This window comes from Actinomadura scrupuli (genome assembly GCF_050971785.1).
GTDB lineage: Bacteria > Actinomycetota > Actinomycetes > Streptosporangiales > Streptosporangiaceae > Actinomadura_E > Actinomadura_E scrupuli.
Map to the genome: position 1 here is coordinate 739219 of NZ_JBPCCU010000002.1, position 16217 is coordinate 755435.

The window sequence follows — 16217 nt, forward strand, 5'->3', positions numbered from 1 at the left end:
GGGGAAGGTGGGGGACATGAGCACTACTGCCGTCGTCGTCATCGACATGCTGAACCCGTATCGGCATGCGGACGCGGAGCCACTCCAGGACAGCGTCGCCAAGGTCGTCGGCCCACTGGGCGACCTGATCGGCCGTGCCCGGGACCACGACGAGGCTCTCCTGATCTACGTCAACGACAACCACGGCGACTTCTCCGCCACCCGGGAGGATCTCGTGGCGACGGCGCTCAAGGGTGAGCGGCCCGATCTCGTGGAGCCCATCGTGCCCACGGCGGAGTGCGCCTTCCTCCCCAAGGTCCGCCACAGCGCGTTCTTCGGCACGCCACTGGAGTACCTCCTGCAGCGGGCCGAGGTGGAGCAGGTGGTGCTGACCGGTCAGGTCACCGAGCAGTGCATCCTCTACACCGCGCTCGACGCCTACGTCCGGCACTTCACGATCAAGATTCCCCGGGACGCCGTCGCCGCCATCGACCAGGATCTGGGCGCCGCCTCGCTGCGCATGATGAAGGAGAACATGCGGGCGGAGATCGTCGCCGCCGCCGACTGTTTCTGACCCGGGCGGACTCGGACCGGGGGGCGCAGTGCCCCTCCCGGCCCGTCCTCACCTGTTGTTGGCATGGGTGTTCGGGGGCTTGGGCCTCTTGCTCTTCCTGGTCGCGACCGGAGTGGGGTGAGTGGTGACCGGGGAGGGGTGAGTGGCGGCCGCCGACGGGACCGACACGACCGGGGACGGAAGCGGGTCACCCTGCCCCGGAAGGGGCGTCGTCGCGTTCACCGGAAGATCGTTCGAGGCGCCCTTCCCCGGGGTCGGCCGCGGATACCGGCTCGTGCCCACAGGGCCCGAACCCGACGTCCCCCGGATCTGGCCCGGTCCGCCGGGGCCGGCCGGCGAGGTCGCCGGGCGGGTGGCGGAGCCGTCCTCCGGCCCGGCGGAGGAGCCGGGGATCGCCGCGCCGCTCAGGCCCGCCGCCACCGCCGCGGTCACGGCGACCGCGGTGATCGTCCACGCGACGACCGTCCTGCGGCGGTGGGCCGGTGGGGACGCCGGTGCCGAGGTGGGCGTGGGGGTCGGCGCCGGGGATGGCGACGGCGGATCGGTGACTCCGGCGGCCTCGGCGGCGCTCCACAGCTCCGCGACGGTCTCCGCCGCCGCGTCCGGGCCGGGCGGCCGGCCTCGCCGCGCCAGCAGTGTCCGCAGCAGATCCTCGGCACGGGGCCGTACGCCCGGGTCGGCGTCGAGGGCGCGAACGATCAGGCCGAGCCACGGCTCGGGGAGGCCCGTGAGCTCGGGATGGCCGCTCAGGATCCGTTCGCTCCGCTCGGCCGCCGACCCGGACCCGAACGGGGAGTGCCCGGTCGCCGCGAAGGCCACCAGGCACCCCCACCCGAAGATGTCCGAGGCCGCCGAACCGGGTCCGCCGGTCAGCCTTTCCGGCGCGATCCAGCCGGGGCTGCCCATGACGATGCCGCTCTGCGTGAGACCGCCCGCCGCTTCCAGATCACTGGCGATACCGAAGTCGATCACCCGGGGGCCGTCCGGGGACAGCAGGACGTTGGCCGGTTTGAGATCGCGGTGCGCCAGGCCGGCGGCGTGGATGCACACCAGCGCCGCCGCCACCGAAATGGCGACGGCCTCGAGGGCTTCGCAGGTCAGCGGCCCCCGGGTGTCCACCCGTTCCGCCAGCGACGCGCCCTTGACGTATTCGGTCACGATGTACGGGCGGGGACCATCCATTCCGTCGTCCAGGACGCGCGGGATGCAGAAGGACGACACCCGCCGCCCGAAGTCCCTCTCGGCCTTGAACCGCAGTCGTGATTCGGCGTGGTCGGCGAGCGCGGGATGCAGGGTCTTGATGGCGACGGTACGGCGGGCCAGCGGATCGTAAGCCTGATACACCACTCCCATTCCGCCGATTCCCAGGCGGCCTAGCAGGCGATATTCGCCGATCGAGAACGGATCGTCGATGCGGAGCGGCCGTACCCCCGGCGGCACGTCAACGTTCACCCATTTCCCTCCTCAGGCGGCCCACCGATCCTTACCCACCATCCCTCGCTAAACCCGCTAATGCTTACAATTCACCGAAACCTAGCACCGGCTCGGTGGTCCAATGATCACCCTTCGACGCCGGTGGCCTGGTGGGGAGTGCCGACCGGTTTGGACTCGGGGGAGCCGCGCTGGCGAAGGTAGATGGACAGGGCCGCCATCGCGGCGACGGCCAGGAACTCCGACTGCCAGTTCTGCAGGCTGCGGTTCCAGAAGTCGGCGCTGGTCACGTACCCGGTCCAGGAGGTGGGGTCCTGGTAGTCGGCGAGCCGGTCGGCGTTGTAGGCGACGCGACCGGCGATCGACTGGGCCAGCCACGACAGCAGGAAGATCGTGCCCATCGCCAGCCCGAGGGAGCGGGAGAACACCGCGGTCCGCCAGCCGCCCGCCGCGGCCCACGACGGCGAGTCGTCGCCCGCCCGCGTGCCGACCTTCTGGTCCTGGTCGGATTCGGTGCCCTGGTCGCCCGGCTTCTTGGACTCGGGAGAGCCGCGCTGCACGAGCCATACGGTGACGAGGATGTACAGGAAGAACTGCAGGAACTCCGACTGCCAGTTCTCGGCCACGTCGGTGGCGAACTGGGACGAGGTCACGTAGTGGGCGAGGGAGACCTCGGGGCCGCCGCTGGTCAGCTGACGGTCGTTGTAGACCAGCAGCCCGGAAACGGCCTGCCCGACCAGCGCCAGCACGAGGATGAGCAGGAAGAACAGGGTCAGCGCGTTGTCACGCAGGAAGGCCTTCAACGGATCTCACCTGCCCATCAGCCCGATAATGATCATGTACGCCAGGCCGGCCACGATGATCCCCAAGGTGAGGAAGAACGTCACGCGCATCGCTCAGGCCTCCACATCGCAGTCGTAGGGGCCGGTGGCCTGCCGCCGGCATCCGGCGGCGGTCACCTTCCAGCCGGCCGGGAACCGGGCGAGGAACACGGTGTCGGCCGACAGGCGCACCTGCGCCCGGTCGCCCCACACCTGCGCCGACCGGATCGTCCCGCCCGGGAGACTCAGCTTGGTGATCTGCTCGGCGCAGCCGGACTCACTGGACTCCAGGGCCTCGGCGGCCTGTTCCGCCAGGTCCGCGCAGGCTCGCGCGCCGTCGTGGGCATGGACGGCGGCGAAGAACGCCACCGTGGCGTTCCGGGCGGCGTCGTCCCCGGCGGGGCCGCCGCACGCCGTACCGAGCGCCAGTACGACCGCCGCCGAGCGCAGGAGCCGGACCGCTCCGCCGGTGGCCTTGAGAGCGAACATGCCGCCGCTCGTACCCGAAAGATCGAGGAAAGAACATGTCGTCTTAAGGTGCACAATGTGCGAACGACCGATCGATGAACGGATCACCGGAGGTGCTACACGTGGTGGAGACTCCCAGTCCGCAGGCCGATGGACTGAGCGTCACCCTGGGTCTGCGCGGTACCTGGATAACGGTCGAGGTCATCGGTGAGCTGGACTTCGCCACCCGCTCCGTCCTCGACGAGCAGCTGGAGGAGGTGGTGGCGCGGCGCGGTCTGCCGCACGTGGCACTCGACCTGTCCCGGCTGAGCTTCTGCGACTCCTCCGGCCTGAGCGCGCTGATCGGAGCGCGCAAGCGCGTCCACGCCGCCGGTGGGGAACTGCTGCTGCTCAACCCCCGGCCGCGGCTGATCGAACTGCTGCGGATCACGGGTCTCGATCGCCTGTTCACCGTGCACGACATCCTGCCGGAACCCCCCACCGGCTGACCGGCCGGGCCGCGGCGCCGGCCACCGCGGAAGCCGCCGGGCCCAGAGCGACGGTACGACTCCGTCAGCGGCCCGCTCGGGAGGGTGCCGGCCGTGGCCGCCTCGGCCGGACGGTGGACGGCCGGGGGCCCGCCTTCTGGTGCGCCTGTGACGGCTGGGGCGACTGCCACCGTATGGTGCCTTCGGCGTCTCCCCCGACGGGCCGGGCGCTGCCCTCCAGTAATTGCCCGATGAATCGGACCGGGATCGGGAAGCGGGCACTGGTGAGCATCTTCAGCACCGGAACCGCCGCGATGAAGATGCCCAGCGGAGGGTCGATGAGGCCGACCGCGACCGCGAGTGCCACCCCGCCGTAGTAGCCGGCGGAACGTGGAATGTCGATGTCCAGTGAACCCACCTGGATCACCAGCCCCGCATCGGGGTCTTCCGCCATGATCTTCCCCTTGTCTCCCGCAGATTCCCGGGTCTCCCCGGGCCGCTATGTACCCCGCGTACGGCCGTCGCAGACGATGGTCGCCGCTCGTTTATCCCCTCCTGACCTGGGGATTTACTCAATGGCCGCCTGACCACAATGTTTGCTATGTCGTAATTGGCGGTAGTTGTGGATGATGGTGCTACTGAGGCCGCCTGGGGTGTACGCGCCCCAGGGCGATACGTTTCTGCTGGCGGAGGCACTGCACGACGCGGCGGTTCCGGCGGGCGCGCGGGTTCTCGAGGTGTGTACCGGGACGGGGGCGCTGGCGATCGAGGCCGCTCGGATCGGCGCGGCGGGGGTCACCGCGATCGACATCTCGGCCCGGGCGGTGCTGGCCGCGCGGATCAACGCGCGGCTGCGGGGTCTGCCGGTGCGGGTGATGCGGGGTGACCTGTTCGCGCCGGTGGCGGGGGAGTCCTTCGACGTGATCGTGGCCAATCCGCCCTATGTGCCGGGCCGCGACCGGCGGCCGCCCCGGCATGGCCGTGGCCGTTCCTGGGACGCGGGTGCGGGGGGCCGTCTGCTGGTCGACCGGATCTGCGCGGAGGCTCCGCCGTTGCTGGCCCCGGGCGGGGTGCTGCTGATGGTGCACTCGGCGCTGTGCGATGAGCAGGCCACCGTCGCGGCGTTGCGGGACCGGGGCCTGAAGGCGTCGGTGATCGCGCGACGGCCGGAGCCGTTCGGCCGGGTCATGCGTGCCAGGGCGGCGCGGCTGGAGGCGAGGGGGCTGATCCGGGTGGGTCAGCGATGCGAGGAGCTGGTGGTGATCCGTGCCGACAGAACCGAGACCCCGGGCTGAGGAGGCGTGCCCTCGGGCGGCGGGTGAACCGGGTGGTCCACGCCCGGATCGGCGTCGGGTGGTGATGGTCGCCGACGGGCCGATCCTGGTCGACGGGCCGGTCGAGATCGAGCTCGACGACGGCAGCCGGGTGGTGTGCGACCGCTTCGTGGTGGCGTTGTGCGCGTGCCGGCGGAGCCGCCGCTATCCGCTGTGCGACACCAGCCACCGCCGGCGGGTGCGCGCCGAACGCGAGCCCCCGGCCTGACACCAGCCCCACGGCGGGAGTGGACCTGTCGTAGAAGTGGTGCCAGTGCAGGTGACGGAGGACGGTCTCGGCCACGAAGCCCGCGCCGCCGAGACCGATCAGGACGCCGGACACCGTGCCCTGGTCATCCGGTGTTTTCCGGCAGATCAGGCGGGTACCTGCAGCGGCGCAGAGGCACGGCCCGCGGGATCGTCCCGTGGGAGACGACGAGGAGACGGCGAATGCAGCAGCACAACGGGGGACAGGCCGACCCGGCCGACCGCGGCCCGGGCGCGCATTCCGGTCAGGAGAGCCCGGCCCAGGAGCGGGTCATCCCGGGCACCGGCAGCGCCGCGGAGGGATACAGCTCCGACGGCGGCACCCGGCAGGGAGACCCGCTCGCGGGCGTCGAGGCCGAGCCGGAGGACGCCCAGAACGCCGACGACGTCTCGGACGAGGCCCTGGACGAGCCACCGGACTGACGGCTCCGCCGGGCGATGCCGGAGCCAGGCGGGAGATCAACGGCGGTGAGCCCACGGCCCTGGGCCCCGGTGCTCCGCACCGGGGCCCTCATCACGTGGAAGGCGCGAAGGTCCCGGGTCATCGATGCCGCAGATCAAGCCCCGCCTCCTCCTCGAGCAGCGCGACGGCCAGCAACTCTCCGTCGAGCGGCCCGTAGCGTGCCAGCGCGCGCTCGTAGACGGCCGCGACGAGGCCGGACAGCTCCATCGGCAGGTGATGCCGGCGGGCCAGGTCCGTCACGGCCGAGAGCTCCTCCGAGCAGCGATCCAGACCGAAGGACTCCAGATAGTCCCCGGCGAACAGGGCGTCCAGATCCCGGCGGATGAAGTCGCCACCGGCCGCGCTGCCGGCGAGCGCCTGACGCAGGACACCGAGATCGAGACCCGCCGCCCGGCCGAGCAGCAGCGCCTCCGCGGTGGCGACGGCCTGCCCGAACCACAACAGATTGATCAGCAGTTTGGCGGTGTACCCGGCGCCGTGCCCGCCGACGTGGACGATCCCCTCCGGAGCGGCCAGCACCTCCAGCAGATGCCGGTGCCGCGCCAGGACGTCCGCGTCTCCTCCCACCAGCAACTGCAGGGTTCCGAGCCGTGCGGCCGGCACACCACCGCCGACCGGCGCCTCCAGTACCACCACCCCGCGCTCGATGGCGCGCTCGCGAACCGGTACGACGACCAGCGGCGAGTTGCTGCTCATGTCGATCCAGGTCGAGCCCCTGTGCATCGCCGCGATCCCGCCGCCCGATCCGAGCATGGCCTCCCGTACCTCGCCGGGACCCGGGAGCATCGTGATGAGCACGTCGGACTCGGCGGCGACCTGAGCCGTCGCCGGCAGCCAGCGCGCCCCGCAGCCGGTGGCGGCCTCGGCGAGCTCGCCTCGCACATCACTCGCGGTCACCTGGTGGCCGGCGCGCACCAGATTCGCGCACATCGGCAGGCCCATCCGGCCGAGCCCCACGAACCCGATCCGCGGCATCACGGACCGCTGACATGGGTGGGGGACGACCGATGAGCTCGGTCGTCCCCCACGGTGCCGGTGCTGCGCCGTGTCATGGCCGGGCGGTGTGCGACGAGGTCAGCGCACTGCCTTGCGGCCGTACATGGCGGCCACGGCGGCCACACCCACCGCCGCCACGACGATCTGGATCAGCATCTCGATCCAGTCGATTCCCTTGGTGTCGGCGACCCCGAAGGCGCCGGCGATGGCCGTTCCCACGAGGGCGGCGATGACGCCGACCACGAGGGTCAGCCAGATCGGCATCGGCTGGCGACCGGGGAGCGCGAGGCGACCCAGCGCGCCGATCACCAGGCCGAAGATCAGAGCGGTGATGATACCCGTGACATGCATGGCGGTCCTTTCTAGGCGGATGTGCCGGGAGCTTGGTGCCCATATGAAGGGCTTTCATGCATCAAGGGGGACTTGTCGCACCAGCGGACATGACGGTCGTGGCCCGCGCGTCTCACCCGCGACGCCGGGTGATCGCCGGCCGGAGCCGTACGGCCAGGTAGGCGGAGAACGACACCAGCGCCCAGGCCAGGGTGGCGAGCACCAGGACCAGCCAGCCGTTCAGCACGTCCGCGAACACCGCGCAGACGACGGCGAACGCGATGAAACCGAGGGCTCCGAGCGCCGCGCCACGAGCGTCGTCGCGTGCCGTCCGCAGTCCCTCCTCCTTGGCGACCAGGGTGAGCGACGCCAGCAGGATGGCGGGGAAGGCCAGGAAGACGCCGCCCGCGCGAGGTCCCGCCGTCGCGGAGATGACACCGGCGATCGTGGAGACGGCCGCGCCGAAGCCGAACCGCACGGCCATGTCGCGCGGCCGTACCTGACGCAGGCGCGACGGCTGCATCCGGACCCGCTCGGGCCGGCCGGTCACCTCAACCCCCAGATCACGACGCCCGGGACCGCGATGGCCAGCCACACCACCAGCGCCGCCCCCGCACCCTTGAGCGCGCCCAAGCGCCGCAGAGCGGGTACGGCGAGCAGGCAGTAGCACAGGAGGGCGAGGGTGCCCAGGATCATCCCTTCACCGGCGAGAGCCACGTCATGGCCGGATTCGACGATGAGGGTGACGCTCAGACCGCCGAGCGCGACCGACGGGGCCGCCGAGAAGATCCCCGAGAATCTCTTGGGCGACACCATCTCCGACAGGAGGGCGAACAGCACGACCAGCACGCCGCCGAGCAATGCCTTGGCCGCGATCTCCAGCACGCTGTGCACCGGCCGGGTCACCTCCTCGAGAGGTGCATTTTCTGCCCGCTCCCCCGGCCGCTTACACCAGGCCGTGGCACCGCCCGCGGCACGGCCGTGCCCGGTCCCGGCCATCGGTGGCCCGCGCCTGCCCCGGGGCGGCGAAGCCGGGCATGATGTGCGGATGACCTGGACCGCCCCCGAGATCACCCGCGTCAACGGGCCGCTGGCCGCGCTGGTGGGTGACGAGCGCACGCTCGCGGACGCATGGCTCGACCTTCACCGGCAGACGCTGCTGTGGAAGTGCGCCGGGCTCACCGCCGAGCAGCTCGCACTGCGCGTCGTCGAACCGTCGGGCCTGTCACTGCTCGGCCTCGTCCGTCACATGGCAGAGGTGGAACGGGACTGGTTCCGTACCAGGTTCGCCGGGCAGCAGGTCGGCTACCTGTACTGCACCGACGACGATCTCAACGCCGAGTTCGAGGTGGACGGCGCCGACGCCGAGTCGGACTACGCCGCCTACCTGCGCGAGATCGAGCTCGTCCGCGAGACGACGGCCGGGCGTTCCCTGGACGAGACCTACCTGGACCCGCGACGCGGCGCCGAGATGAGCCTCCGCTGGGTCTACGCCGCCATGATCCAGGAGTACGCGCGGCACAACGGCCACGCCGATCTCCTCCGCGAGCGACTCGACGGCGCCACCGGCCACTGAGCGGCGACCCACCCGGCACGATCGCGACGGTTCCCTCGCGCACGGTCTCAGGCGGTGGCGTCGGCGTCCCCGCCGCCCGCGATGCCGAGGTCGCCCTCGGGCGAGGACCCGGTCAGGGCCGCGTGCAGCGCGCTCTCCACGGTCTCGTGCACGCCGAGGTACGAGCCCACCTGGGTGATGGCCAGCACGACGGCGGGACGGGGTTGCGCGGCGGCCAGATGCACCGCGCCACCGTGCCGCCTGCCGTAGGTGTAGGCGTTGAGCAGCACCCGCAGGCCGGCGCTGTCCATGAAGGTCATTTCCGCCAGGTCGAACACCAGGTGGTCACCGGGGTGCCGGCGGGACTCACGGATGAACGCCTCCAGCCGTCCGGCGACGGTCAGGTCCAGGTCGCCGGCCACCACGATGATGACGATGCCCGCCGGCAGGCGCCTGCTGGACAGTCTCAGCTGCTCCATCTCGGCTTCCCGCCCGTCATCGGGCCTGTCCGGTCGGCGGTCGCCGATAGCTCGTGGTCGGCCATCCCGGCTACCGGTGCCCTTCCGGCCGTGGCCGGTCGGACGACGGCAGTGCGAGGGCGTCCTCCACAGTCTGGTGGACGTTCAGGCGTTCGTGCAGCCCCGTGACGCGCAGAATCCTCCGCACCTGGGCGCCGGGCGCGACGAGGCAGAGCCGGTTGCCGCGTTCCGACAGCCGGCGGTGGGCCCACACGAGCACCGACAGGCCGGTGGAGTCGATGAACTCCAGCCCGGTCAGGTCCAGGACCAGCCGCCCGGGGTCCCGCTCCCGCAGGATCACCGTGATCTGGGCCCGCAGAGCGGGAACGTACGCGATGTCGAGTTCACCGCGCAGTTCGATGATCTCGTACGGGCCCGTGGTCCGGGCCGCACCGGCGAACCCGTCGGTGGCGGTCATCGGCTGTTCCCCTTGGGCGGGGGCGGCGGCGACGTGGGGTCGTTCAGCAGTTGCGCGGCCACGTCGGCGACCCGGCGCCGCGAGTCGCGGGCCTGTTTGCGCAGCAGGTTGAAGGCGGTCACGGCGTCCAGTCCGTGGGCCGCCATGAGGTAGCCGGTGGCCCGCTCGATGACGACCCGGTAGTCCAGGGCGTACTGCAGTTGCCCGGCGAGGACGCTCTGGTCGCGGGCGGCGAGCGCCGTGGTGAGGATCTCCTCCGCCAGGGTGGTGTACGCGCGCAGCGCCTCGGTGTCGGAGTCGTCCCAGGCCTGGGCCTGGGACCGGTAGACGTTCAACGTGCCCACCGGGCTGCCGCCGAGCCGGATCGGCGCACCGGCGACCGCCCTGATCCGCTGGTCCAGGTGGGCCGGCAGGATCGGCCAGCGGCTGTCGTTGTGCACGTCCTTGGCGGTGATGACCCGGTCATGGACGAAGGTGTCGATGCACGGACCTTCCCCCGCCGCCAGCTGGGCCTCCTCCAGGTGCCGCCCGACCTCGTCGGTGGCGGCGACGTAGTGGAGTTCGTCGTTGTCGTCGACGAACATCATCCCCGCGCCGTCGTAGTCGAACAGCGTGTCGACCGCGGTGATGATGCGCTCCAGAGCGCGCACCAGATCGGGTTCGTACGGTGCCAGTTGCAGCCGGTCCAGGCTCTCTCGCAACGTGCTGGAGTTGATGTGCACGCCATGCCCGCTCTCTCGTCGGCCCGCCGGGCGCCCGGCGGATGTGCTGTCGTGCCGCCCGCTGTGCGGTGGAAGGCGGCGACACGGGTGGTTCGAGTGAATGGCGCGGTGAACGGCCCCAGGCCGGGGTTCACCGTGCCGGCGACGCTCCTGGCCGCGGTGAGGCCCCGTATCGGGAGGCCAGCATCTCCACCAGGACGGCGACCACGTCGGAGAGCCGCTGCGCCGCCGCGACCTGCGTGTCGCTCCAGAACGCCGGCCGGTAGCGGTACAGGTTCAACGACCCGGCCGGCCTTCCGTGCACCCGCACCGGCAGTGACAGCACCGAACGGATCGGCGCGGCCTGCCGTGCGAACACCCGCTGCTGCGGCGACTCCGACGCCGCCAGATCCTCGATCACCACGGGCTCGCCCCTGGCGAGACAGTCGAAGGCGGGGCCGGCCCCGGCGGTCTGCTGGGCGACCTCCAGCTCCAGGCCCTCCGGGGTGGAGGCGCCGATCGCGCGCAGCCGTTCGGCGCCGGCCAGCAACATCAACGCTGCGCCGTCGGCGCCGCCGATGACCGCGGCACTCTCCAACGCACGTGACAGGCGGCCTGAGGCCACGGCCAGACCCCGTGTCAACTCACCATGCAGCATGATCGCGCGCCCCTTTCACAGGCGACGATCCGCGGACACACGGCGGAAATCCCAGGACCACCCACGATAGCCCACATCCCGGCATGACCCCCACGGGCCGCCCGCGACGGACAGGGCGGCTTGATCGTGCAGCCGGGTAGGGGCGGCTGGGCCCCAGGACACCCGGGAGGACGAACCCGGCGGACAGCCGGTCAGGCCGCTCCCGTGCCGTCCCCGCGCCCGGCCACCGGCTCGTCGACCGGCTCGTCGATCAGCTCGTCGACCACGAAGTTGAAGTTGCCCCGGACGCCGGGCCCGGCGTTCAGCAGGCGGTGCAGGAACAGGCCGACCCCCGCGCTTCCGGTGGCGAGATCGGCCGACTCCCGGACGGCCTGCTCGCCCGGGAAGGCGATGCCCTCGGGGCGTTCCATCGCGAAGAGCAGGACACCCTCGGCGGTCCGCCACGCCTCGGCCAGCGGCCCGGCGTCGCCGGTGTGCTCCCAGACGTCGAGCAGGAAGTTGCCCAGGCCCGCCAGGCCGTGGAAGAGCTGGGGCAGCACCGTGTACTTGCGGGCGGCGTCCGACACGACCTCGGCCAGGTGGGGCCGCAGCGCGGGATCCCCGGTGGCCGCCAGGTAGCGCACCAGGGCGGTACCGACACCGGCCGAACCGGCGTCCCAGTAGCACCGCAGCACCGCCGCCGACTCGGGAGGCAGGGTCTCGTAGTCGGGGAAGCCCGCGAACCGGCCGTTCACCCGGGCTCCCTGGGCGAGCTCGAAGTCCAGCGCGCGCCGCCCGAAGTCCAGCGGTACGGCGTCGCCCGTGGCCAGATGCAGGTAGAGCAGGAACAGGGCGGGACCGGCGCCGCCGTAGCCGAGGCCAAGGCGGGCCGGCGCGCCGCCGGGAGACCAGCGGACGCCGCGTTCGTCGCGTACGGCCGAGTCCATCAGGTGCCGGCCGACGGCCGAGGCCTGGTCGAGGAACCTCTCCTGGCCGTAGCGCTTCCAGAACTTCAGGCAGGTCAGGCCGTAGCCGGTGGCCCCGCGGAGCAGGTCGGCGGACTCGTACAGCAGCGGGTGCCGGGACGCCGTCGCGAGAAGGGCCTGGGCGGCCTCGGCATGCCCGAGCTCGGCGAGCACCCAGGCGACACCGGACTGCCCGAAGTAGAGGCCCGGCGGGTGGCTGTCGCTGGAGGCGGTACGGCCCAGCAGCCAGGCCTCCGCGGCGGCGGGCACGCTCCCGGTGATGCGCCGCAGGGCGTACAGGACCCCGGAGGCGCCGAACGCGACCGAGAGCGAATTGGTCTGGAACACCAGCGGGTCGGCGGGGTAGAGCCGGTCGTCGCGACCCGGGTCGGCGACCGCGTGCAGGTACGCGACGATGCCGTCGAGCGTCTCGGACACCTGTTTGCGCAGCGCGGCGGGCGGGCTCTGCGCGGGCGGCGACGACAGGCGGGGCGTCGCCGTCAGCGCGGGCAGCCGCTCGATGGCCGCGGCCACCGACGCGTGATCCGACGCGTGATCCGACGCGTGATCGGCTGACGGGTGACCCACCGGCCCGGGGCCGGCGGCGGGTGCCATGAGACGCTCGATCAGGCCGATGAGCTCCTCGGGGAGCGCCATGTCCGCGGTCAGCTCGTCCAGGAAACGCCGCCTGGCCGAGGGATCGAGGCCCGCGAAGGCGTTGGCCAGCATCAGGCTGCCGAACATGATCGCGCCGAGCGCGTGGTAGTCACCGGCGCGGTCGGCGACGCCGCTCCTGCGGGCGGCGGCACTGATGAAGCCCGGCGTGTAGAGCCCGGTGTGGGGGTCGAGATCCTCCTGTGCGGCGCCCTCCAGGTCCACGATGCGGATGCGGTCCTGGTCGACCATGATGTTGGTGAACGACAGGTCGCCGAGGACGACGCCGCGCTCGTGGGCGACGGCGATGGCCTGCGCCACCTGCGCCCACAGCCCGCGCATGGACCGGAGGTAGGCGTCGACGCGCTCGCTCGTTAGCGGGCCGGCGTAGAGCGGGTTCCGGGCGATGGTCAGCCGCCCGAGGTGCCCGCCCGGCACGTACTCCTCGGCCAGGAAGGCGTGTCCGGCCTCCCGGAAGAACGCCACCGGCCTGACGAAGAAGCCGGTGTCGGCGAGGAGGCACAGCAGCCGGTGCTCCTTCTCCAGTACGGAGATCGCATCCTGGCCGTGCCGGCCGATCTCGATGTGGGGGCGGGCCTCCTTGAGCAGCACGCTCTGACCGGTCTGGCCGTCGGTCGCGCGGTAGATGCCGCCCCGGTTGCTGAAGCCCACCGCCGACGTGACCTCGAAGCGCCCCCCTCCCAGGGCTCCGAGCGCGGCGGTGGGCTCGGGGAACGGCTCGCCCGCCCAGGCGGGCGGGCTCCAGTACGGCAGCCGGTCGTCCTTGACCCGGGTGCCGTCCGGTGCCGTGATCATGAGATTGCGCAGTCCGTCCGGTCGCAGCTCGGGCTGGGCCACGAACCCGCCGTAGCGGTAGAAGACCGAGCGGGAGCCGGGCCAGCGCCGGTCGGAGAGGACGTACGGGCCCTCGAACCCCGCGAGGACCCGCGTGAGCTCCTCCCCGAGCCGGTGGAACTGCTCGTCCGAGGCGGGGTAGACCGCCACGAACTTCCCGCCGGCCGAGCGCGGGCACAGCTTGGAGTTGATCCACGCCGTCTGCCCGGGGTCGACCAGGAACTTGAAGCGGGCGCGCTGCTCGATCAGGACCGGGAGCACCCGCGCCAGTACCCGCTCGGACTCGGCGGTGCGCGCCGAGACGTGCAGTTTCCAGCCCTGCGCGGGCACGACAGCGTCCGGCGGTGTCGCCACGTACCAGACGCCCTCGCGCGTGAGCCGCCACGACGGCGGAGCCAGCGAACGATAGACCGCGAGGTAGGCCGGGGCCGGCGAATAGCGGTTCGCCGATTCGAACCAGCGGGGATGAAACTGACAGTACCTGTCGATCGTCTCCCAGGAATGCACGGCCCCGGCCCTCTCGCTCAGCTCTCCGGGACGACGACGGGCTCTTCGGGCTCGGTCTGCGGGCCGTTGCAGCTGTTGGCGATGCACGAGGTGCAGCTCCCCACGGCGGGGTCCTCCTCGGCCAGGATCTTGTCCAGAGCGGTCTTCTGCAGCTCCAGAACGCTGGAAACGGTCATGTGCTACCTCCCCATTGGTACCCGGACGGGTAATTACCAGGGAAGTTATGCCGGCCACCGATTCCGGACATGAGTACGCCCTACTCATCTTTCCCCGACCAGGCCCCCGGGGCGACCGCCCCGGCGCCGGTCACCGGACCAGACCCGCCTCGAAGGCGAGCAGCCCGGCCTGGGTCCGGTTGGCGCACTGCAGCTTCTCGAGCAGCCGGGAGACGTACCCCTTGATGGTCGCCTCGCTCAGGTGCAGCCGCCGGGCGATCTGCACGTTGGACAGGCCCGCGCCCAGGCAGGCCAGCACCTGGGTCTCCCGCTCGGTCAGCCCTCCGAGCAGGTCCGCCCGGCGGTCGCGCTCATCGTGCCGGCCCGCGGCCGTGGCCACCAGCCGCCGGGTCGCGGCGGGCGACAGCACGGTGTGCCCGTCCGCGGCCACCCGGACCAGCTCCGCCAGGTCCTCCGGGGGCGTCGACTTGAGCAGGAAACCCGCGGCGCCGGCGCGCAGCGCGCGGATCACGTAGTTGTCGGCGTCGAAGGTGGTGAGCGCCACCACCACGGGCGGGTCGGGGAGCTCGCCGATGCGCTCGATCGCCGTCAGCCCGTCGACCCCCGGCATCCGCAGGTCCATGAGGACGACGTCGGGCCGGTGGCGCACCACCGACTCGACCGCGGCCGCGCCGTCGTACGCCTCGTCCACGACCTCCAGATCACCGGCCGCGCCGAGGATGGTGCGCAGGTGCGCGCACACCATCGGCTCGTCGTCGACCACCACGACCCGGATCCGGACGCCCGCACCGCCGGTCATGGCGCGGGCTCCAGGGCGGGCGCGGCGGCCGGCACATAGGCGGGCAGCGTCGCCTCGACCACGAACCCGCCCTCGGGGTCCGGGCCGGCCCGCAGCGCCCCGTCGACCAGCTCGACCCGCCGGCGCAGGCCGAGCAGCCCCGCGCCGGAGCCGGTGGCCGCCAGCGCCGCGTCGACGGTCCGGGTGGTGGCGGAGTTGCGCACGGTCAGGTGCAGGCGGTCCGGCCGATAGCGCACCCGCACGTCCACCCGTGCGCCGGGTGCGTGCTTGCCGGCGTTGGTCAGCGCCTCCTGCACGATCCGGTACGCCGTCCGGCCGATCAGCGGTGAGGCCAGTGCGGGGTCGCCGTCCTCGACGAGCTCGACGTGGACGCCGGCAGACCGGGACGCGGCGATCAGCGGGGTGAGGCCGGGAACGGGCGCGGACGCGGTGTCGGCATGGTCGGCGTCGTCCGCGCCGCCCGCGGTGTCGCGCAGCACCCCGACCAGGTCGCGGAGCTCCTCCAGCGCCTGGCAGCCCGTCAGCCGCATGTCCTCGGCGGCGGTACGGGTCGTCTCGTCGGGGGCGGTCACCCGCAGGGCACCGGCCTGCAGCACCATCAGGGTCACCCGGTGGGTGACGACGTCGTGCATCTCGGCGGCCAGCCGCGCCCGCTCGTCCGCTCGGGCCCGCTCGGCCAGCAGGTGCTGTTCGCGTTCGGCGCGTTCGGCCCGCTCGGTCATCTCCTCCAGCAGCCGGCGGCGGGCCGCGATGTAGAGCCCGAGCAGCGCGGGCACCCCGATGAGCAGCAGGCCGCGGGTGATCAGGACGAACGAGGGTGCCCAGGGGCGGGTGCCCAGGATCAGCAGGATCGTGACCACGACCCACGCGACGCGCCGGTCACGAGCGAAGCCCACCGCGCTGTAGGCGGCGAACAGTGCCATCGGCGGCAGCCAGGGCACGGTCTGCGGACCGGCGTTCGGGTCGAGCCCGGCGTAGGGGAGGGCGAGGCTGTTGGGCGCGATCGACTCCGTGAGGAGCCAGCCGGCCCCGGCGGCCACCGCGAGCCAGCCGACCGTCAGCGGCAGGCGCCGGCGCACCACCAGGGCCAGGGAGAGCAGGAACGCGAGGACGCCCGTCGGCACCGGATGGCGGAAGACGTGCGCGCCGTCCAGGGCCATTTCGACGCTGACGGCGCAGGAGATGACCACCGCCGCGGCGTCGAAGAGCGTGTTGCGCGGGGAGCTGACCAGCGGGCGTCTCACCCGGCCAACGGTACGTCTCCCCGGCGCTCCTGCCATCCCTCCGAAAGTCGTGTTCGGCGGGCCGGGGACCCGACTTTCG

The 16217-nt window shown here is 72.1% G+C and carries 22 protein-coding genes; 6 read left to right on the top strand and 16 right to left on the bottom strand.

Annotated elements, in window-relative coordinates:
• The first annotated feature begins 16 nt into the window (after positions 1 to 16).
• A complete protein-coding gene (locus ACRYCC_RS11140) occupies positions 17 to 553 on the top strand; it encodes a cysteine hydrolase family protein (protein ID WP_433810967.1) in 537 nt (178 codons plus the stop codon).
• Between the two features lie 48 nt (positions 554 to 601).
• On the opposite strand, the gene ACRYCC_RS11145 is transcribed toward ACRYCC_RS11140, so the two are convergent.
• From ACRYCC_RS11145 to ACRYCC_RS11155, 3 genes are all read right to left on the bottom strand, one after another.
• Complete coding sequence (locus ACRYCC_RS11145) at positions 602 to 2005, bottom strand: serine/threonine-protein kinase (protein ID WP_433810969.1); 1404 nt, start codon at positions 2003 to 2005, stop codon at positions 602 to 604.
• A gap of 107 nt (positions 2006 to 2112) precedes the next feature.
• A complete protein-coding gene (locus tag ACRYCC_RS11150) occupies positions 2113 to 2787 on the bottom strand; it encodes a DUF6766 family protein (RefSeq protein WP_433810970.1) in 675 nt (224 codons plus the stop codon).
• 93 nt (positions 2788 to 2880) lie between these two features.
• Positions 2881 to 3294, bottom strand: a complete 414-nt coding sequence (locus ACRYCC_RS11155) for a hypothetical protein (protein WP_433810972.1) — start codon at positions 3292 to 3294, stop codon at positions 2881 to 2883.
• Between the two features lie 101 nt (positions 3295 to 3395).
• Between ACRYCC_RS11155 and ACRYCC_RS11160 the strand changes: the two genes are divergently transcribed.
• Entirely contained in the window at positions 3396 to 3761 is a 366-nt protein-coding gene (locus ACRYCC_RS11160) for an STAS domain-containing protein (protein WP_433810974.1), read from the top strand.
• Between the two features lie 64 nt (positions 3762 to 3825).
• Here the strand turns inward: ACRYCC_RS11160 and ACRYCC_RS11165 are convergent, their stop codons facing one another.
• Positions 3826 to 4194 (bottom strand): hypothetical protein, encoded by a 369-nt coding sequence (locus ACRYCC_RS11165; protein WP_433810976.1) that lies wholly within the window; start codon positions 4192 to 4194, stop codon positions 3826 to 3828.
• A gap of 172 nt (positions 4195 to 4366) precedes the next feature.
• Here ACRYCC_RS11165 and ACRYCC_RS11170 point away from each other — a divergent pair, with 172 nt between their 5' ends.
• The 3 genes from ACRYCC_RS11170 (at position 4367) to ACRYCC_RS11180 (ending at position 5743) form a co-directional block, all read left to right on the top strand.
• Positions 4367 to 5035 carry a HemK2/MTQ2 family protein methyltransferase gene (locus tag ACRYCC_RS11170; RefSeq protein ID WP_433810978.1) on the top strand — a complete coding sequence of 223 codons (669 nt, stop codon included), beginning with the start codon at positions 4367 to 4369 and terminating at the stop codon, positions 5033 to 5035.
• 64 nt (positions 5036 to 5099) lie between these two features.
• Complete coding sequence (locus ACRYCC_RS11175) at positions 5100 to 5282, top strand: CDGSH iron-sulfur domain-containing protein (RefSeq protein WP_433812142.1); 183 nt, start codon at positions 5100 to 5102, stop codon at positions 5280 to 5282.
• Positions 5283 to 5503: 221 nt separating this feature from the next.
• Positions 5504 to 5743 carry a hypothetical protein gene (locus tag ACRYCC_RS11180; protein WP_433810980.1) on the top strand — a complete coding sequence of 80 codons (240 nt, stop codon included), beginning with the start codon at positions 5504 to 5506 and terminating at the stop codon, positions 5741 to 5743.
• Positions 5744 to 5861: 118 nt separating this feature from the next.
• On the opposite strand, the gene ACRYCC_RS11185 is transcribed toward ACRYCC_RS11180, so the two are convergent.
• From ACRYCC_RS11185 to ACRYCC_RS11200, 4 genes are all read right to left on the bottom strand, one after another.
• Positions 5862 to 6758 (bottom strand): NAD(P)-dependent oxidoreductase, encoded by an 897-nt coding sequence (locus ACRYCC_RS11185; protein ID WP_433810982.1) that lies wholly within the window; start codon positions 6756 to 6758, stop codon positions 5862 to 5864.
• Between the two features lie 99 nt (positions 6759 to 6857).
• Positions 6858 to 7130 carry a GlsB/YeaQ/YmgE family stress response membrane protein gene (locus ACRYCC_RS11190; protein ID WP_433810984.1) on the bottom strand — a complete coding sequence of 91 codons (273 nt, stop codon included), beginning with the start codon at positions 7128 to 7130 and terminating at the stop codon, positions 6858 to 6860.
• A gap of 112 nt (positions 7131 to 7242) precedes the next feature.
• On the bottom strand, positions 7243 to 7659 hold the full coding sequence (locus tag ACRYCC_RS11195) for a DUF3147 family protein (RefSeq protein WP_433810986.1): 417 nt from the start codon (positions 7657 to 7659) through the stop codon (positions 7243 to 7245).
• Positions 7656 to 8015: a DUF3147 family protein gene (locus ACRYCC_RS11200; RefSeq protein WP_433810988.1), complete on the bottom strand. Its 360-nt coding sequence runs from the start codon at positions 8013 to 8015 to the stop codon at positions 7656 to 7658. Before ACRYCC_RS11200 ends, ACRYCC_RS11195 begins: the two co-directional genes overlap by 4 nt.
• Before the next feature lie 142 nt (positions 8016 to 8157).
• Between ACRYCC_RS11200 and ACRYCC_RS11205 the strand changes: the two genes are divergently transcribed.
• A complete protein-coding gene (locus tag ACRYCC_RS11205; protein WP_433810990.1) occupies positions 8158 to 8685 on the top strand; it encodes a DinB family protein in 528 nt (175 codons plus the stop codon).
• A gap of 47 nt (positions 8686 to 8732) precedes the next feature.
• On the opposite strand, the gene ACRYCC_RS11210 is transcribed toward ACRYCC_RS11205, so the two are convergent.
• The 8 genes from ACRYCC_RS11210 to ACRYCC_RS11245 form a co-directional block, all read right to left on the bottom strand.
• A complete protein-coding gene (locus ACRYCC_RS11210; protein WP_433810991.1) occupies positions 8733 to 9143 on the bottom strand; it encodes an STAS domain-containing protein in 411 nt (136 codons plus the stop codon).
• 70 nt (positions 9144 to 9213) lie between these two features.
• A complete protein-coding gene (locus ACRYCC_RS11215; RefSeq protein ID WP_433810992.1) occupies positions 9214 to 9600 on the bottom strand; it encodes an STAS domain-containing protein in 387 nt (128 codons plus the stop codon).
• Positions 9597 to 10322: a GAF and ANTAR domain-containing protein gene (locus ACRYCC_RS11220; RefSeq protein ID WP_433810994.1), complete on the bottom strand. Its 726-nt coding sequence runs from the start codon at positions 10320 to 10322 to the stop codon at positions 9597 to 9599. The genes ACRYCC_RS11215 and ACRYCC_RS11220 overlap by 4 nt, the downstream gene beginning before the upstream one ends.
• A gap of 130 nt (positions 10323 to 10452) precedes the next feature.
• The gene (locus ACRYCC_RS11225) at positions 10453 to 10899 is read right to left on the bottom strand and encodes a GAF domain-containing protein (protein WP_433810996.1); all 447 of its coding nucleotides are present in this window, start codon (positions 10897 to 10899) and stop codon (positions 10453 to 10455) included.
• Between the two features lie 251 nt (positions 10900 to 11150).
• Positions 11151 to 13919 carry a class III lanthionine synthetase LanKC gene (gene lanKC / locus ACRYCC_RS11230; RefSeq protein WP_433810998.1) on the bottom strand — a complete coding sequence of 923 codons (2769 nt, stop codon included), beginning with the start codon at positions 13917 to 13919 and terminating at the stop codon, positions 11151 to 11153.
• Positions 13920 to 13936: 17 nt separating this feature from the next.
• The gene (locus tag ACRYCC_RS11235; protein WP_433811000.1) at positions 13937 to 14095 is read right to left on the bottom strand and encodes a hypothetical protein; all 159 of its coding nucleotides are present in this window, start codon (positions 14093 to 14095) and stop codon (positions 13937 to 13939) included.
• Between the two features lie 130 nt (positions 14096 to 14225).
• A complete protein-coding gene (locus ACRYCC_RS11240) occupies positions 14226 to 14894 on the bottom strand; it encodes a response regulator (RefSeq protein ID WP_433811002.1) in 669 nt (222 codons plus the stop codon).
• Positions 14891 to 16138, bottom strand: a complete 1248-nt coding sequence (locus ACRYCC_RS11245) for a sensor histidine kinase (RefSeq protein ID WP_433811004.1) — start codon at positions 16136 to 16138, stop codon at positions 14891 to 14893. Before ACRYCC_RS11245 ends, ACRYCC_RS11240 begins: the two co-directional genes overlap by 4 nt.
• Between the last annotated feature and the right edge of the window lie 79 nt (positions 16139 to 16217).

Bases quoted from the DNA above. Each gene is read 5' to 3' on its own strand.
- ACRYCC_RS11140 (WP_433810967.1), top strand. From the start codon at position 17: ATGAGCACTACTGCCGTCGTCGTCATCGACATGCTGAACCCGTATCGG.
- ACRYCC_RS11155 (WP_433810972.1), bottom strand. From the start codon at position 3,294: ATGTTCGCTCTCAAGGCCACCGGCGGAGCGGTCCGGCTCCTGCGCTCG.
- ACRYCC_RS11165 (WP_433810976.1), bottom strand. From the start codon at position 4,194: ATGGCGGAAGACCCCGATGCGGGGCTGGTGATCCAGGTGGGTTCACTG.
- ACRYCC_RS11170 (WP_433810978.1), top strand. From the start codon at position 4,367: ATGATGGTGCTACTGAGGCCGCCTGGGGTGTACGCGCCCCAGGGCGAT.
- ACRYCC_RS11175 (WP_433812142.1), top strand. From the start codon at position 5,100: ATGGTCGCCGACGGGCCGATCCTGGTCGACGGGCCGGTCGAGATCGAG.
- ACRYCC_RS11180 (WP_433810980.1), top strand. From the start codon at position 5,504: ATGCAGCAGCACAACGGGGGACAGGCCGACCCGGCCGACCGCGGCCCG.
- ACRYCC_RS11185 (WP_433810982.1), bottom strand. From the start codon at position 6,758: ATGCCGCGGATCGGGTTCGTGGGGCTCGGCCGGATGGGCCTGCCGATG.
- ACRYCC_RS11190 (WP_433810984.1), bottom strand. From the start codon at position 7,130: ATGCATGTCACGGGTATCATCACCGCTCTGATCTTCGGCCTGGTGATC.
- ACRYCC_RS11205 (WP_433810990.1), top strand. From the start codon at position 8,158: ATGACCTGGACCGCCCCCGAGATCACCCGCGTCAACGGGCCGCTGGCC.
- ACRYCC_RS11210 (WP_433810991.1), bottom strand. From the start codon at position 9,143: ATGGAGCAGCTGAGACTGTCCAGCAGGCGCCTGCCGGCGGGCATCGTC.
- ACRYCC_RS11215 (WP_433810992.1), bottom strand. From the start codon at position 9,600: ATGACCGCCACCGACGGGTTCGCCGGTGCGGCCCGGACCACGGGCCCG.
- ACRYCC_RS11235 (WP_433811000.1), bottom strand. From the start codon at position 14,095: ATGACCGTTTCCAGCGTTCTGGAGCTGCAGAAGACCGCTCTGGACAAG.
- ACRYCC_RS11240 (WP_433811002.1), bottom strand. From the start codon at position 14,894: ATGACCGGCGGTGCGGGCGTCCGGATCCGGGTCGTGGTGGTCGACGAC.